Origin of the sequence: Faecalitalea cylindroides (assembly GCF_028321995.1) — a bacterium.
In the GTDB taxonomy this organism is placed as follows: Bacteria; Bacillota_I; Bacilli_A; order Erysipelotrichales; family Erysipelotrichaceae; genus Faecalitalea; species Faecalitalea cylindroides.
Map to the genome: position 1 here is coordinate 559 of NZ_JAQLXG010000003.1, position 17049 is coordinate 17607.

15 protein-coding genes and 8 tRNA genes are annotated in these 17049 nt (G+C 37.5%); 3 read left to right on the plus strand and 20 right to left on the minus strand.

Annotated elements, in window-relative coordinates; genetic code table 11:
• Position 1: 1 nt before the first annotated feature.
• The 9 genes from PND65_RS02345 to PND65_RS02385 all read right to left on the minus strand — a co-directional run bounded on the left by PND65_RS02345 (position 2) and on the right by PND65_RS02385 (position 1200).
• Positions 2 to 75 (minus strand) — tRNA-Gly (locus tag PND65_RS02345).
• 5 nt (positions 76 to 80) lie between these two features.
• Positions 81 to 156 (minus strand) — tRNA-Lys (locus PND65_RS02350).
• A 7-nt stretch (positions 157 to 163) separates the two neighbouring features.
• Positions 164 to 239 (minus strand) — tRNA-Thr (locus PND65_RS02355).
• A 6-nt stretch (positions 240 to 245) separates the two neighbouring features.
• A tRNA-Val gene (locus tag PND65_RS02360) sits at positions 246 to 321 on the minus strand.
• A gap of 56 nt (positions 322 to 377) precedes the next feature.
• Positions 378 to 451, minus strand: a tRNA-Gly gene (locus PND65_RS02365).
• Positions 452 to 463: 12 nt separating this feature from the next.
• Positions 464 to 539, minus strand: a tRNA-Gln gene (locus tag PND65_RS02370).
• Between the two features lie 3 nt (positions 540 to 542).
• Positions 543 to 626, minus strand: a tRNA-Tyr gene (locus tag PND65_RS02375).
• A 25-nt stretch (positions 627 to 651) separates the two neighbouring features.
• A tRNA-Val gene (locus PND65_RS02380) sits at positions 652 to 727 on the minus strand.
• A 26-nt stretch (positions 728 to 753) separates the two neighbouring features.
• Positions 754 to 1200, minus strand: a complete 447-nt coding sequence (locus PND65_RS02385; RefSeq protein ID WP_022355517.1) for a hypothetical protein — start codon at positions 1198 to 1200, stop codon at positions 754 to 756.
• Positions 1201 to 1274: 74 nt separating this feature from the next.
• On the opposite strand from PND65_RS02385, the gene PND65_RS02390 reads away from it, so the two are divergent.
• A complete protein-coding gene (locus tag PND65_RS02390) occupies positions 1275 to 2240 on the plus strand; it encodes a rod shape-determining protein (protein ID WP_087158528.1) in 966 nt (321 codons plus the stop codon).
• Between the two features lie 43 nt (positions 2241 to 2283).
• A complete protein-coding gene (locus PND65_RS02395; protein WP_015536144.1) occupies positions 2284 to 2433 on the plus strand; it encodes a hypothetical protein in 150 nt (49 codons plus the stop codon).
• Between the two features lie 16 nt (positions 2434 to 2449).
• Here PND65_RS02395 and PND65_RS02400 read toward each other — a convergent pair whose 3' ends face one another.
• The 9 genes from PND65_RS02400 to PND65_RS02440 all read right to left on the minus strand — a co-directional run bounded on the left by PND65_RS02400 (position 2450) and on the right by PND65_RS02440 (position 10437).
• Complete coding sequence (locus PND65_RS02400) at positions 2450 to 2662, minus strand: hypothetical protein (protein WP_015536145.1); 213 nt, start codon at positions 2660 to 2662, stop codon at positions 2450 to 2452.
• A gap of 48 nt (positions 2663 to 2710) precedes the next feature.
• Positions 2711 to 3463 (minus strand): ABC transporter ATP-binding protein, encoded by a 753-nt coding sequence (locus PND65_RS02405; RefSeq protein ID WP_015536146.1) that lies wholly within the window; start codon positions 3461 to 3463, stop codon positions 2711 to 2713.
• Complete coding sequence (locus PND65_RS02410; RefSeq protein ID WP_022355515.1) at positions 3450 to 4307, minus strand: ABC transporter permease; 858 nt, start codon at positions 4305 to 4307, stop codon at positions 3450 to 3452. Before PND65_RS02410 ends, PND65_RS02405 begins: the two co-directional genes overlap by 14 nt.
• 10 nt (positions 4308 to 4317) lie before the next feature.
• Positions 4318 to 5370: an ABC transporter substrate-binding protein gene (locus PND65_RS02415; RefSeq protein WP_271990133.1), complete on the minus strand. Its 1053-nt coding sequence runs from the start codon at positions 5368 to 5370 to the stop codon at positions 4318 to 4320.
• A gap of 338 nt (positions 5371 to 5708) precedes the next feature.
• The gene (locus PND65_RS02420; RefSeq protein WP_015536149.1) at positions 5709 to 6263 is read right to left on the minus strand and encodes a sugar O-acetyltransferase; all 555 of its coding nucleotides are present in this window, start codon (positions 6261 to 6263) and stop codon (positions 5709 to 5711) included.
• 40 nt (positions 6264 to 6303) lie between these two features.
• A complete protein-coding gene (locus PND65_RS02425; RefSeq protein ID WP_015536150.1) occupies positions 6304 to 7098 on the minus strand; it encodes an ABC transporter ATP-binding protein in 795 nt (264 codons plus the stop codon).
• Between the two features lie 3 nt (positions 7099 to 7101).
• Entirely contained in the window at positions 7102 to 8016 is a 915-nt protein-coding gene (locus PND65_RS02430) for an ABC transporter permease (RefSeq protein WP_015536151.1), read from the minus strand.
• A 2-nt stretch (positions 8017 to 8018) separates the two neighbouring features.
• Complete coding sequence (locus PND65_RS02435) at positions 8019 to 8999, minus strand: ABC transporter substrate-binding protein (RefSeq protein ID WP_271990136.1); 981 nt, start codon at positions 8997 to 8999, stop codon at positions 8019 to 8021.
• 73 nt (positions 9000 to 9072) lie between these two features.
• A complete protein-coding gene (locus PND65_RS02440; protein ID WP_408611287.1) occupies positions 9073 to 10437 on the minus strand; it encodes a sodium-dependent transporter in 1365 nt (454 codons plus the stop codon).
• Positions 10438 to 10592: 155 nt separating this feature from the next.
• On the opposite strand from PND65_RS02440, the gene asnA reads away from it, so the two are divergent.
• Positions 10593 to 11600: an aspartate--ammonia ligase gene (gene asnA, locus PND65_RS02445; protein WP_015536152.1), complete on the plus strand. Its 1008-nt coding sequence runs from the start codon at positions 10593 to 10595 to the stop codon at positions 11598 to 11600.
• A gap of 14 nt (positions 11601 to 11614) precedes the next feature.
• Here the strand turns inward: asnA and PND65_RS02450 are convergent, their stop codons facing one another.
• Together PND65_RS02450 and rpoC are read right to left on the minus strand one after the other, a co-directional pair.
• The gene (locus tag PND65_RS02450) at positions 11615 to 13099 is read right to left on the minus strand and encodes a phosphohexomutase domain-containing protein (RefSeq protein ID WP_271990141.1); all 1485 of its coding nucleotides are present in this window, start codon (positions 13097 to 13099) and stop codon (positions 11615 to 11617) included.
• 65 nt (positions 13100 to 13164) lie between these two features.
• Positions 13165 to 17049 (minus strand): DNA-directed RNA polymerase subunit beta', encoded by a 3885-nt coding sequence (gene rpoC / locus PND65_RS02455; protein WP_271990144.1) that lies wholly within the window; start codon positions 17047 to 17049, stop codon positions 13165 to 13167.

Below are 17049 nucleotides of genomic sequence, written 5' to 3' on the forward strand. Positions count from 1 at the left end.
ATGGAGCAGGTGATGAGAATCGAACTCACGTAGTCAGCTTGGAAGGCTGAAGTTCTACCATTGAACTACACCTGCATAAGTGGTGACCCCTGGGCGATTCGAACGCCCGACCCTTTGATTAAAAGTCAAATGCTCTACCATCTGAGCTAAGGGGTCAAAAAAATGGTGCCGACTATAGGAATTGAACCCACAACCTACTGATTACAAGTCAGTTGCTCTACCAATTGAGCTAAGTCGGCAAATAATGGTGGAGGCTAACGGGCTCGAACCGCTGACCCTCTGCTTGTAAGGCAGATGCTCTCCCAACTGAGCTAAGCCTCCAAGTGCCTCTCAATGTTAACATTTCCCAACGATAATGTCAATAACTTTTTTTAAAATGGAGCAGGTGATGAGAATCGAACTCACGTAGTCAGCTTGGAAGGCTGAAGTTCTACCATTGAACTACACCTGCATGTTCAGGATTTGGCTGGGGTACCTGGATTCGAACCAGGGAAATGCAGGAGTCAAAGTCCTGTGCCTTACCGCTTGGCGATACCCCAAAGTGGTGGAGGAGGACAGATTCGAACTGCCGAACCAAAAGGAACTGAGTTACAGTCAGCCGCGTTTAGCCACTTCGCTACTCCTCCGTAAGATATAGTAAACTCAAAGAAATGGTGGAGGTTAACGGGCTCGAACCGCTGACCCTCTGCTTGTAAGGCAGATGCTCTCCCAACTGAGCTAAACCTCCGTTTCCTCAAGTGCTCATTAATATTATCAAAGCTTTTTATTCATGTCAATCATTTTCTTAATTTTTTTATTATTTTTTTCATTCTTCTTATCTATAGCTAAGAATAGAGCTTTTTCCAACGTCAATTGATTGATTCTTTTAAACTCCTTTAAGATTTTAGACTCATAGATCACAAAGAAACATGATTTATAAATAATTTGTTCTTTGCCAAAAATAGACTTTTTTTGATAAATATGAAAATCACTATATACTTCATTATCACAGCTGTCTATATATATAAAATTTGGATTCAAATCCCTTTTGTCTTTGATTTCTTTTTTTACAATGAACACCTGGATTCCAGCTTCTATAAAACAATTTGTCCAACTGTTAAAAAGATCGTGATATTCACAAATTCTTTTTTTATATAAATTATCTAAAAACAATAATATATATGGATTCTGTTCTAACTCTAACAATTCTCTACTATTCATGCCTTAATTCGAATGCGTTTGTAATATTGTATCACAACCAAAAATGGGTTACTATATCGTTAGGAGGATTTTCTATGATTCGAGTCGGGATTGATTTGGGCTGCGACCACATACGTCTGGTCAGCCATGAAGAAGGTTTGGTTTTTGATGAACCAAGTATGGTAGCTTTCGACAAGAAAGGACACGTTCTGGCAATCGGAAATGAAGCAAGAGATATGAAGGAGCTAATGAATGACGATATTCGTATCGTCTCTCCACTTTTGACCAATAATATAGATTTTGATGCTCTGCATGCTTTGATTGATCAACTATGTTATGATTATCATGTCTTTCGAATGTTAAAGAAGACGATTTTATTGTTTAGCTATCCTACAAATTTATCAAATGAGCTTTGTGAAGAACTAAAAAAACACTTATTGGAATTTGGTGCTTCACGCGTTTATTTTGATCAGGAAATTTGGATTGCGGCAATTGGTGCCAAGCTGGATTTATTTTTACCAGTCGCAAGTTGTGTCATGAACATCGGTTCTTCTAATTGTGATATTGCACTCTTTGCCTCTGGAACCATGCAAAAAAAGGACGAATGTAAAATATCTGGCATCCATGTAAACATGCAGATTAAAAATTGGCTCAGCTTACAATATGGTCTGGATGTTACTGAAGATATGATAGAGATGATAAAATGTGGTATAGGTCAAACCATCAAGCAGGAAAGCCCAAAAACTATGATCATCCAGGGAATTAATCGTGCAAATGGGCAGCTATGTTCTCTTGAACTGAATGAAAATCAACTTGTGGATGTTCTCTATCCTCTTTGTCAACAATGGGCTCATTGGATCATGAGTTTCATTGATTCTTTAAGTAATGAACAAAAAGAAGATGTCTATATGCGTGGTATCGTTGCCTGTGGCGGCACGATGTTATTAAAGGGACTGGAAAAAAATCTAAAAGCTATGCTTCCATGCCCAATTTATGTTACCGATGATCCGCTCAATACGGTTTCCCAAGGCCTTGAAATACTGCTTTCGAAGATGGAATGATACATTCCATCTTTTTATGTTATAATCGCTTTGAGGTGAAATTATGAACAAACACATTATAAGCATGTTTTTATATTTTGGCGCTGCTGCCTTACTATTTGGATATGCCTTTACAACAAACTCTATTTGTCTATATTTAGGCATTGCCTGCTTGGCTGCTGCCATTATTTTTTCCAAGACCACAAAAAAATAGAAGGGATATTTCCCTTCTACATGTTTTGAGTGACTTCTACTTTGACTTTATGATCGGCCTGTAAATCATATGTGATCTTGGCAATTTCCTCCAAGTGATCAGAAACGATTGTTCTTACCGTTTCAAATACTTCATCTTCTTTATCTTCTTTTTTACAATCATATTCAATGGAAGTTACCACGTGTTTTTTTGCTTTTACGCCTTTTAATTCATCAATTAAAGTTTTCATATATCTTATTACCTCGCAGCTTCATTCTATGCTTAAAAGGTGATTTTGTCAAACTTCATAGTAATTTAATATATCAGCTGGTTTCAGCTGTTTTTTTCTTTCGGTTTCAAAATCTTGGATCAAAGTTCCATCATTCATGATGAAGAGACGATTCCCATTAACCAAGGCATCATTAATATTATGCGTAATCATAAGTGCAGTAATATGCTCTTTTTCAATCAACTCATTTGTAATTCTTAAAATTTTTTTGGCACTCTTTGGATCTAAAGCCGCTGTATGTTCATCCAATAATAAGATTTTTGGTGGATTTAAGACAGCCATCATTAAAGCTACAGCCTGCCTTTGACCACCTGATAACAATCCAATCGGCGTTTTTAAGCGATCTTCCAGACCCATATCTAGAGTTCTCAGTTTCTCTTTAAAGTATTCTCGATCTTCTTTATGTACCGCTAAAGAAAACAAACCTCTTTTTCTTGCAGAATAGGCTAAGGCAAGGTTTTCTTCAACTGTCAGATGCTTTGCCGTACCATGTTCAGGATTTTGAAACAGTCGCCCAATGTTTTTAGCTCGAACATGTTCTTTCTCATTGGTAATATCTATGCCATCCATATACACACTTCCCTGGCTGACTTCAACCGATCCTGAGATCACATTAAATAAAGTACTTTTACCAGCTCCATTGCTCCCTAATAAAGTAATGAAATCGCCATCTTGAATCTTACAGGACATATCATGTAATGCCACTTTTTCAAGCTGCGTTCCCTGATTAAATATTACAGATACATCTTTAAGCTCTAACATGTTTGACACCCTTTCTTTTTAAATATGGTAACGATATCGTAATCGCAACCAAGATTGCAGACATTAAGTTCATATCTGTTGCTGGAATTCCAAACTGTAAGGCAAATTGATACAAAAGACGATAGATGCAGGCTCCTATGATTGCCGATGCAATTCCAAATCCAATCGTTCTTTTTCTTAAGATAGCTTCTCCAATAATGATGCCAGCCAATCCAAGAACCATCATTCCAGTTCCTGAAGTGATATCAGCAAAGTTTTGATATTGAGCCAATAATGCTCCAGATAAAGCAACAATTCCATTGGATAAAGCCATACCAATAAACTTCATACGATCAACATTGATTGAACTTGAACGAACCATGACTTCATTATCTCCAGTAGCTCTTAACATCAACCCTAAATTTGTTTTAAAGAAACCAAAAAGAACAAACCCGATAACCAATGAAAAGATTAATAAGATCAACAATTCCGAATCAATCAACGTGAATAATGTATTGGTAGAAAACAACGATATATTGGGAGCTCCACTCATAATTCGTAAATTAATCGAATAGAGAGCAACCATAGTCAATATGCCAGCCAATAAAGGCTGCATATGCATTTTGGTTTGAAGAAATGCCGTTACCATTCCACATAAACCACCCGCTACAAACGCCAACAATAAACCAAGATAAGGATGACCTGCAATCGTCATTACAGCACAAACAGCACATCCTGTCGCAAAAGAGCCATCCACTGTAAGATCCGGTACATTTAAAACACGAAAAGATATATAAACACCTAGAGATAAGATTGAGAAAATGAGTCCTAATTCAATTGCTTTTAAAATGATCGTCAAAGACATCAAACCACTCCTATTCCACCATAATCAATCTGTCGTTATTTTTGATATCATCACTTAATTGAATTCCTAAAGTATCCAATGCATTCTGATTAATATAAATATTTAAATTATCCTTAAAGACTTTAACAGGAATATCACTTACAGGTGTTCCATTCAAAATTTGATCTACCATATTTGCAGTTTCCTTACCCAGTTCTTCGTAATCGATTCCTACTGTCGCAAAGCCTCCATCCTGCACCATTGAGTCTGCACCGGTATAGAAAGGAATTTTAGCGTCCAAGGCAATCTGCGACAATGACTGCATGCCACTGGCTACAGTATTATCGTTTGGAGCAAATAGAATATCCACTTTCTCACATAAACTTACCGCACTTGATTGTAGTTCAGTCATATCTTTTCCAGTCCCTTCAATTAATTCTAAATTATTAGCTTCGCAATACTCTTTTGCCTTCTCTAGATTAGAAACTGAATTTGTTTCGGCTGCGTTATACAAGAAACCAATTGTTTTGATACTTGGATCAATCTGCAAGGCAAGATCTAAGATTTGATCCACTTGAACCTCATCACTAGTTCCCGTGATGTTAAGATCAGGATGTTCTGGATCACTAACTAATTTAGATCCTACTGGATCCGATACAGCTGAAAATACCACTGGAATTGTTTCGGCTGCATTGGCTGCTGTCTGAGCTGTCGGCGTCGCAATCGCAACAATAACATCACTTTCATCATCTTCGAACTGGGTAATGATTGAATTTAGATTGCTTTGCTGATTGGATGCATCTGCATAATTGATTTCAATATTTTCGCCATCTATATAGCCTAGTTCTTCCATCTGTGCACTAAAACTATCACGTATTGTATTTAATGATGTGTGCGAAACGATCTGAGCTACACCTACCACAGGAATTGAATCATCTGTATTGGATGCACACCCAAACAATAAAGTTGTTGATAATAAAATGGTTGAAATTTTCGTAATTGTTTTCATGATAATGTTCTCCTTTTTTCTTTCTACTTGTTTTTTTATTCTAGCTTCTGTTAATTTCCAATCATCTTTATCCATCGTCTCACCACCTTATAAAAAAAGTCCTGCATCAAAAAACTTTGACACAGGACAGAATATACAATAATCTGCGGTACCACCTGAATTGGTAAACGAATACCCACCTCTTGAATGCGATCACATTCTCATCAATATAACGGTTGAACCCGTCTTAGCTACTCGAAAACTCTTTCACCTCGCCCTTGGAAGTCCATTTGCAGAACTGTTACGATCGGCTTCCACCATCCCGACTCGCTTTGCGCACATCTTTCTGTTTGATCTCTTCCGCTTTGGTTTAATTAACTATAACGCAAAAATAAATGAATGTAAACAGTTTTCTTTAAAAATGTAAGATATTTTCATTCTATAAACTTTATGATCTTTGCCGGAACACCTGCCACAAGACAATTATCTGGAACATCTTTTGTCACAACAGCCCCTGCTGCGATAACACTATTTTCACCGATTGTTACCCCTGGCATAATAGAAACATTGGCACCGATCCAACAATTGTCTTTGACCTTGATAGGCAATGCCTGCTCAAAACCTTGATTTCTCTTATCAGGATCTAAAGGGTGATTGGCCGTATAAAATCCACAAGATGGCCCAATAAAACAATTGTTACCTATTGTAATCTTTGCGCCATCCATAAAATAACAATTGATATTCACAAAAACATTTTCGCCAAATGTTGTATTTTTTCCATAATCAAATGTGACTGGACTTAACACTTCAATGTGTTCACATGAAGCATTTAAGATCAAATTAAGGACATCTTTCTTTCTAGGGTCACTTGGCTTTAACTGATTATATTCAAAACAAAGATCATAACTATGCATTCGTTGTTTAACCAAGTCAATGTCATAGTTGGCATCATACCATCGACCCTGTTCCATCTTTTCTTTTTCTGTCATATTAATTTCCTTCTTAAAAAGAAAACGGACATTGTGCCCGTTATCCTAACATCATTCTATCATTAGCAAATACATCGCCACTTGCCTCTTCAAATTTTTTCAATAAGTCTTCCACTTTCAAACGTTTCTTTTCTTCACCTTTAACATCATAAATAATACGTCCTTCATGCATCATGATCAAACGATTTCCTATATTGATTGCATCCTGCATATTGTGTGTAACCATCAAAGCCGTCAATTTTTGTTCATCTACGATTTCTTCGGTGATTTTTAAAACTTTATGAGCCGTACGCGGATCAAGAGCTGCCGTATGTTCATCCAATAATAATAACTGAGGTTTTTTTAGAGTTGCCATTAACAAAGTCAATGCCTGTCTTTGCCCACCAGATAAAAGTCCAACCTTTACTGTCATTCTGTCTTCTAGACCTAACCCCAAACGTTGAAGCGTTTTATAAAAAACTTCTTTTTCTTCTTTGGTAATGCCCCAGCGAAGGCCTCGCTTCATTCCACGACGATTAGCCATAGCTAAGTTTTCCTGGATTGCCATATCGGAAGCTGTCCCCAACATCGGATCTTGAAAAACTCGTCCAATCATCTGAGCTCTTTGATGTTCTTTTAAAAGCGAAATATTCTTATCGGCCAAATAAATATATCCACAATCAATCGGATACACACCGGCAATCATATTCATCAAGGTACTCTTTCCAGCACCATTTCCACCGATGATCGTGATAAAATCACCATCATGTACTTCAAGATTGATATTATTCAAAGCTTTCTTTTCATTTACCGTACCAGGATTGAAGGTCTTTGACACGTTTTTGATCTTTAACATGTTTTATTCCTCCTTCCCTGTCAACTTTTTATACATAGCAACTTGATTACGTTTTGAGATAAGCACAGGAACACTTAAAGCAATTGCCACTAATATAGCCGTTAAAAGCTTTAGATCATCTGTATTCATTCCCATCTGCAATACAATCGCAACGATGATACGATAAATAATTGACCCTACAATAATAGAAGTTAAACGAAAAGCAAAATTTCCTTTTTGACCAAAAATAACTTCACCTATAACGATGGATGCTAACCCAATGACAATAGCACCGATTCCCATTTTAATATCCGCATATCCCTGTGATTGCGTAACCAAAGCTCCAGAAAGAGAAATCAAAGCATTTCCAATCATTAAACCTAAGATCTTAGTAACACTTGTATTAACACCTAGGGCTCGAACCATTTGTTCATTATTTCCTGTTGCACGAATTGCTGAACCTATTTCCGTTCCAAAATACCAGTATAAGATAGCTACGATTACAACAGAAACAATGATACCAATGATCAAAGCCGTCCAGGTTGATGATAGACCTGTCATTTCCGAGATGTTTTTAAACAGCGTTTCCGATTTCAAAAGTGGCGTATTAGAACGTCCCATAATTCTTAAATTAATTGAATACAAACCAATCTGCGTCAAGATTCCTGCCAAAATTGCTGGTATTTCACACTTTGTATGAAGAAAACCAGTTACAAACCCTGCAACAGCTCCAGCTATTGTCGCTAATAATAAAGCTAGAATGGGATCCACTCCATTCACGACACACACTGCACATACAGCACCCCCTGTTGCGAAAGATCCATCAACGGTTAAATCAGCTATATCCAAGATTCGATATGTTATATATACACCTAATGCCATCAACCCCCACAAAACACCTTGTGATAGGGCTCCCTGCATTGCTAATAAGACACTCATAATTATTCAATCACTGTTGCACTTTCTAATAAATCGGCAGGAATTGTAATACCAAGTTCATCGGCAACACCTTTATTGATTGTTAATGTACATTGTTCAGCAGGTAAATAAGCAATTGGTGTTTCAGCCGCTGTTTTTTCACCATTTAAGATAGCTACGGCTTGCTGGCCTGCCAATTTCCCTAATTCATAATAGTCAATACCATACGTTCCTAATCCACCATTTTCTGTCATTCCTTCTTCGCCTACGATACAAGGTAGATTATTCGCATTGGCAACTTGAGCTACAGTACTCATACCTTCCGCTAGAAGATTATCTGTTGGAATATAAATAGCATCTACTTTACCAATCAAAGATTCCGTTACCTGCTGAATCATATTTGAATCAGACACAGTTGCAATCTCATATTCCAGACCTGCTTTTTGAGCTGCTTCTTGAGCTAATTCTGCCTGTAAAATAGAATTATCTTCACTACTGCAGTACATAATTGCAATCTTTTTCGCATCTGGTAATAATTGTTTTAAAAGATCAATTTGTTCTGATACAGGAGTTAAATCACTAGCTCCGGTTACATTTGTACCTGGTTCCTCATTAGAATCAACCAATCCAGATTCTGCTGGATCCGTTACCGCAGAAACGACAATCGGAATATCACTTGTCTTACCAGCAACACTTTGTGCAGCTGGAGTCGCAATCGCATAAATCAAATCATTTCCATCACTCACCAATTTATCGGCAATCGTATCACAATTCGATAAATCATTTGAAGCATTCTGATAGTCAAAAGATGTATTTTCTTCTGTATATCCTGCTTCATTCAAGGCATCCATGAATCCTTCATAAGAAGCATCTAAAGCTGGATGTTCTGTTAATTGTATGATACCTACTTTCGTATTTGCATCGGATGTCCCATCACTAGAACTGCAGGCCGTCATTGACAACATCAAAGTTGCTGCTACAGCCGCTTTCATTATTTTTTTCATAATATTCCTCCTAATTTTCAATATATTTTCATAATTTACATTATAGGCAATTTATTTTAATAAATCAATAATATCAGAAAAACTTGCTCCAATATCCCTGAATAAAGATGACCAAAATGATCAAAGGAATGATGTATACAACATAAAAACGAATCGATTTAGGAAAACGTATCCCTTCTCCGGTATTGGCCTCCTGAAGAAAATTTTTCCATCCCCAACCATATCTAGACGTACAAAATAACACATAAATCATAGACCCTAATGGTAGTAAATTATTTGAAACAATAAAATCTTCAAGATCCTGGATAGTCGTACCAGTACCAAATGGTTGAATAAAATTAAATAAGTTAAATCCTAAAGCACAAGGCAAAGATAAAAGAAATACAAGAATAAAACTAATACGAACCGATTTTTTACGATCCCATCCGGTCAATTCTTCCGTCATCTTCAAGATATTTTCAAATACCGCAATAATTGTCGTTAAAGCTGCAAAAGCCATAAATAAGAAAAATAATGCACCCCATAATTGCCCCATAGGCATATTGGCAAAAATATTAGGTAATGTCACAAAAACAAGGCCTGGTCCTTCTCCGGGATTAACACCATAGGCAAAACATGCGGGGATAACAATCAGGCCAGCTACTAAGGCAACAAATGTATCCAAACAAACAACTTGAATCGCCTCACCTGTAAGTCTTCTTTCTTTATCAATATAACTTCCAAAAATCGCAATAGCTCCAATTCCCAGACTCAAAGTAAAAAAAGCCTGTCCCATAGCTGCAAATACAACTTCACCAAAGCCTGAATCAATCATTTTAGAAAAATCAGGCAATAAATAAAATTTAATTCCTTCAACCGCTCCATTAAGAGTAACAGAACGAACTGCCAGCACCAACATGATTGCTAAAAGTGCGATCATCATATATTTAGATATCTTTTCCACCCCATTTTGTAAGCCTTTGGAACAAACCCAAAAACCGATACAAACAACAATAAACATAAACCCTACCTGTATGAGTGGATTAGCCAACATATTATTAAACTCAGCTGAGACTTGCTCAGTACTTAGACCGTTGAAATCCCCCGTGATCATCTTAATGAAATATACAAGCATCCAACCACATATTGTTGTATAAAACATCATCAACAAATAATTGCCTACCAAACAGGAATACTTCATCCAATGCCATTTAGTTCCCTTAGGTTCAAGAACATCAAAAGATTTTGCAGCACTTCTTTGACTTGCTCTACCAACAGAATATTCCATAACCATGACCGGTAAGCCTAGTACGATCAAGAAAAATAAATAAACAACTACGAAAGCAGCTCCTCCATACTGACCTGTAATATACGGAAAACGCCAGACATTACCCAAACCAATAGCACATCCGGCACTGATTAAAATAAAGCCTAAACGGCTTGAAAAACGATCTCTCATAATCAAATCCTCCCTAACAAATAATTTATCAAATATTGTAAGTGGTTTCAATGGAATTTTGATATGCGCAAATTTCTTTCATAAACAACAAGAAATAATTTTCATTAGCTTTTTGATATGATACAATATGAGCATGTTTTCAAGGAGGTATATTCATGAGCCTTATTATTCCTAAGGATTATAATCCTGTTTTATCCGTTCGTGAGACACAGGAAGCTATCAAATACATTCGAGATACATTCCAGCATGAGTTTGGTAAGGAATTACATCTATCCCGAATTTCTGCACCATTGTTTGTAGAAAAAAGTTCTGGGTTAAACGATAATTTAAATGGATTTGAATCTCCAGTGCACTTTTCAATGAATGCCATTCCAAACGAAGATATTGAAGTCGTTCATTCACTTGCAAAATGGAAGCGTATGGCACTTAAATTATACGGTTTTTCAAATCATGAAGGACTCTATACGAATATGAATGCCATTCGTAAAGATGAAGAATTAGACAATCTCCATTCAGCCTATGTTGATCAGTGGGACTGGGAGAGAATTATTGCAAAAGAAGAAAGAACCGAAAATGTCTTAAAAAGTCATGTTAGACGTATCTTTAAAGTCATCAAACACATGGAACATGAAGTGTGGTATAAATATCCTCAAGCTGTAAATCACCTTCCAGATGACATTACCTTTATCACAACCCAGGAACTGTTGGATCTATATCCTGAGCTAACCGCAAAAGAAAGAGAAAATGAAATCACAAAAAAATACGGCTGCGTATTTGTCATGCAAATAGGTGATAAGTTATCAAATGGTAAAAAACACGATGGACGTGCCCCAGATTATGATGATTGGAGCTTAAATGGAGATATTTTATTCTGGTATGAACCGCTGCAGTGTGCTTTAGAAATTTCCAGTATGGGAATTCGTGTAGACGAAAACTCAATGCCAATTCAATTAGAAAAAGAAGGTTGTCTAGAAAGATTAAATTATCCATACCATCAAGCAATCATGGAAAAGCGATTACCTTACACTATTGGCGGAGGAATCGGTCAATCAAGGCTATGCATGCTTCTATTAAAGAAAGCACATATTGGTGAAGTTCAAGCCAGTATCTGGCCTAAAGAAATGATTGAAACCTGTCTAAAAAATAATATCCAGATCTTATGATCTGGATATCTTTTTTATTCAATGAATTGTCTTAATGATGCAAGATCCAGCTTTTCAAACTGAACCATGAAAGGATACATCGTATTGGCGATTTCTTTACAACCGCCTTCTTTTGTGGATTCAATATTACAAGGCAAGATTGGATCATGTAATGATTTTCTAAGAAGGAACCAACCATGATCAAAACAAACACGATATCCTTCATAATTATCTTTTGCGGGCTCCATATTTGGTTGTTTTGCTACAAACTCTTTTAAACTATCCAATAGCTGATCTCCATAGTCTTGAAAATCCTCTGCGTTGATCTTAAAACGCAGTTCTTTTTCTTCTAATGGATATTTTAAATCTTTGATCAGTTCATCCACCGGTGTTTTAGCTGCTTCAATAACGATCTTGGTTGCTAGATAAGCCCCATCATCCAAAAAATAATTCTCTTTTAAGGCAGCATGTCCACTTGTTTCAATTGCTAATTGGCAATCAATGCCAGCTTCATTTAAGCGAATCGCTTCATTAATGACGTTTTTATATCCTCTTTTAAAACGATGGTGTTTTAAACCGTGAGTATTTAAAAAATCGTGAAGCTCATCACTTGTTACACTATCTGTGACGATCGTAGTTCCTGCATGATCTTTTTTTACTAACATTGCTGCTAACGCAATGATCGCATTACGGCTAATAGGTTTTCCATGACTGTCAACCGCACTACTTCGATCCACGTCTGTATCAAAGATAATACCTAAATCGGCTTTATGTTTTACTACAGCCTGACAGATAGAATCCATTGCTTTTTTATCTTCTGGATTTGGAATATGATTTGGGAAATGACCATCCGGTTCTAAAAATTGAGAACCTTCTACATTGGCACCGAGCGGTTTTAAAACTTTTTCAACATAAAAGCCTCCAGCTCCATTTCCTGCATCCACTACGATATGCAGTCCTTTTAACGGATGTTCATGATCTGGGGCATTGACACCCTCTTTAATGATTTCCTGTAAATGTCTTGAATACGTATCCATCAAATTTGCTTTTGTGCAGGAACCGTTGTTTTCATGAATAAATGACTGGGTATTGGCAATTTCAATAATACGGGCAATATCCTCTTTATTTAACCCTCCATCTTTATCAAAAAACTTCATACCATTACGATTGAATGGTAAATGACTTGCGGTAACCATAATAGCTCCATCACAATCATATTCTTCAAAGATACAAGACATAAACATGCTCGGTGTGCTCGCTAAAGAACAATCCAAAACTTGTGCTCCATCAAAGATCAAACCATCCATGATGGAATGGCATAGACTATCAGCACTTAATCTGGAATCATGCCCGATTGAAATACGACAATCTTTTTTACTATGTTTTTCACGAATAAAAGTTAAAAAAGCGCGAGCTAGATCATATACGGCCTCATTAGTTAAGTTTACATGTTCGCCTTCGATTCCTTCAATGGCAATCCCTCGGATGTCACTTCCGTTTTGTAGTTTTCTATAATCCATAATCATCCCTCTTTTCTCTTTCTATAATAACACAAAGATCCAGACGTATATCTGGATCTTTTATGTTATTCATTGATTTCAATAGACTGGTTGTCTAGAACATCACTGTCATTGATGATTCCATCTTGATCTAAAGATGGTTCTTCATCCATTTTTGGAAGTTCTTCCGTTAAATTTTCATTGACGATGTTATCAAACTCTTCGTCTTGAACTTCATGCATACGAGCAATACGTTTATCACGTAGTTCTTTTGCCTTTGCCATAACGATTGCATTCTGAGGACGGTCGCCTTCGCATCCAGTTCCGGCAGGAATCAACTTACCGATAATGACATTTTCTTTAAGACCAATCAAATTATCAACTTTTCCTTTGATCGTAGCATCTGTCAACACTTTTGTAGTTTCCTGGAAGCTGGCTGCTGATAAGAATGAATCTGTCTCAACACTGGCTTTTGAAATACCTAACAATACTGGTTTGAACTGAGCAGGTGTCTTTCCAGAAAGTAAAGCCTCTCGGTTGATCTTAGTGATGTTATTCAAAGATAACTGAACACCAACATTTAGATCTGTATCTCCGCTGTCTACAACGATAACTTTCTTAAGCATCTGTTTGATCATAACTTCGATGTGCTTATCGCTGATTTCGATACCTTGTGACTGGTAAACCTTTTTAACTTCTTTCAAGATATAATCCTGAACTTCACGAACACCAGCTACACGTAACAATTCTTTTGGATCCAATGGACCTTCTGTCATGGCAACACCAGCCTGAATTGTTGCTCCAACCTGTACCCATGGACGAAGTGTCTGGTTTGCATTGATCTTATGAGAAACGCTTTCGTTAGCGTTTGTTACGATAACTTCCTGACGCATTGTTCCTTCAATACGTTCGATTGAAGTGATCTCACCTGTAATCTGTGCGATTACGGCAACACCTTTTGGACAACGTGCTTCAAATAACTCTTCGACACGAGGAAGACCCTGTGTAATGTCTCCTCCATCACCGCCGGCAACACCACCGGTATGGAATGTACGCATTGTTAACTGTGTACCTGGCTCACCGATACTCTGAGCAGCCATGATACCAATAGCTTCACCAACTTCTACATCTTTACCTGTAGCCATGTTACGTCCATAACATTTGCGACATACACCATGTCTTGACTTACAAGTAAATGCAGAACGGATATACATACCTTCAATTCCAGCATCTACGATGCGTTTTGCGATTTCATCCGTGATGAATTCATCACTGGCAATAATAAGTTCACCTGTATTTGGATCTGTTACATCTTGTTTAGAATAACGTCCAACTAAACGATCCATCAATGGTTCAATGACAGTGTTTGTCTTACGATCCATCAATGTTTCTACCCAGTATCCTTTATCAGTTCCACAGTCATCTTCTTTTACGATAACATCCTGTGCAACGTCAACAAGACGACGAGTCAAGTAACCTGATTCCGCTGTTTTCAAGGCTGTATCGGTCAAACCTTTACGCACACCGTGTGTAGAGATAAAGAACTCAGATACGTTTAGACCTTCACGGAAACAAGAGTAGATAGGAACCTCTATGATAGAAGGAACGTATTCACCGCTTCTACCCTTACCACTACCAGGTTTAGCCATTAAACCACGCATTCCGGCAAGCTGTGTAAAGTTAGATGTATTACCACGGGCACCAGAAGTAGCCATCATGTTGATTGGGTTCTTTCTAGGTAAGTTAGCCATCAACTCACCTACGATATCATCTTTTACATCTGCCCATAGCTTATTAAGATGACGTTCCCACTCTTCCATCGTCAACATACCTTTACGCTGTAGACGTTTTAACTGATCCGCTTTTTCACGACCTTCATCGACATGTTCCCATTTATTAGGAGCCACTTCAATATCAGAAAGTGAAACGGTAATACCAGCAACTGTTGAATACTTAAATCCTTTTGCCTTGATCTGGTCAAGGATTTCAGCTGTTTCATCAACAGAGTATCGTTTAAATACTTCAGCAATAACTTTACCTAAGTCTTTTTTCTTAACAGCATCTACGATTGGTAGCTGCTCGATATATGCTTTGATATCTTCTCCAGGTTTTACGAAGTATCTAGCTGGAGTTTCTTCAAAGTTTTCTTTTGAAACTTCGTTCAAATACGGGAAGTCTGCAGGGAACATATCATTGAAGATGATCTTTCCTACAGTTGTGATCAAGTAATCATTTTCATGCACTGGATTAAATGAAGTTTTATTCATACCCTTAACAGGCAATGCAATACGTGAATGCAAGTGAATCTGCCCTGTTTGATATGCAAGCATAACTTCATCTACATCTGAATATACATGACCTTCATTTAATGCATAGCGTTTCCAAGCTGCAGCTTCTTTTGGACAATCTGCATCCATATAACGCTGAGATTCTTCCAACAATTCCTGTTTCGTTTCTTCCATTGTTAGATAGAAGTTACCCATAACCATGTCCTGACCTGGAGTAACGATTGGTTTTCCATCTTTTGGACCAAGGATATTATGAGAACCTAGCATCATGACCAATGCCTCAGCACGTGCTTCTTCAGACAAAGGAACGTGAATAGCCATCTGGTCACCGTCGAAGTCAGCATTAAATGCGGTACAAACAAGTGGATGTAGACGCATAGCACGTCCTTCTACAAGTTTAGGAAGGAAAGCCTGAATACCCAAACGGTGAAGCGTAGGAGCACGGTTCATCAAAACTGGATATCCATCAATTACTTTTTCAACAACATCCCAAATTCTAGGATCACGTCGTTCGATCAACTTTTCAGCATTTTTTGGATTGGCTGCCAATTGTTGATTTACGATTTCATTAATAATAAATGGTTTAAACAAGTTGATTGCCATTTCACGAGGAATACCACACTGATACATCTTCAAATCTGGTCCTACGGCAATAACAGAACGTCCAGAGAAGTCAACACGTTTACCCAACAAGTTCTGACGGAAACGTCCCTGTTTACCTTTCAATGAATGTGAAAGTGATTTTAGAGCACGTCCTCCAGCTCCTGTGATTGGTTTAGAACGGCGTCCATTATCGATTAAAGCATCAACTGCTTCCTGTAACATACGTTTTTCGTTTTGAACGATGATATTTGGTGTACCAAGTTCCAACAATTTACGAAGACGATTGTTACGAGTGATTACACGACGATATAGATCATTTAGATCACTTGTCGCAAAACGTCCACCATCCAACTGTAACATTGGTCTTAAATCTGGTGGTATTACCGGAATGTTTGTCAGGATCATCCATTCAGGTTTGTTATCTGATTTTCTAAACGCATTGATCGTATCAAGACGTTTGATCAATTTTTTACGTTTTTCACCTTGAGCTTTTTCTAGAGCTTCTTGAACATCTGCATATTCCTGTTCAAGATCTACATCCTGTAATAGACGCAATACAGCCTCAGCACCTGTTTGTGCTGTAAAAGAACCTGCCCCATAGATAGCCATATTTTCACGATATTCTCTTTCAGACAAGATCTGTTTGTATCCTAGATCTGTATCCTTAGGATCGGTTACGATATAGCTTACAAAGTATACTACTTCTTCAAGTTGTTTTGGTGTCACATCCAACAATAAAGCCATACGACTTGGAATACCGCGTAGATACCAAATGTGAGCTACTGGAGCAGCCAAATGGATATGACCCATACGTTCACGTCTTACGCTCGCTTTTGTGATTTCAACACCACAACGATCGCAGACAACGCCTTTAAAACGCACCTTCTTATATTTACCGCAGGCACATTCCCAGTCCTTTGTAGGGCCGAAAATGCGCTCACAGAAAAGTCCGTCACGTTCTGCTTTTTGAGAACGATAGTTGATCGTTTCAGGCTTTGTTACTTCACCATGTGACCATTTTAAGATCGTTTCAGGTGATGCCAAACGAACCTGAATTGAGGCAAAATTGTTTATACTCAT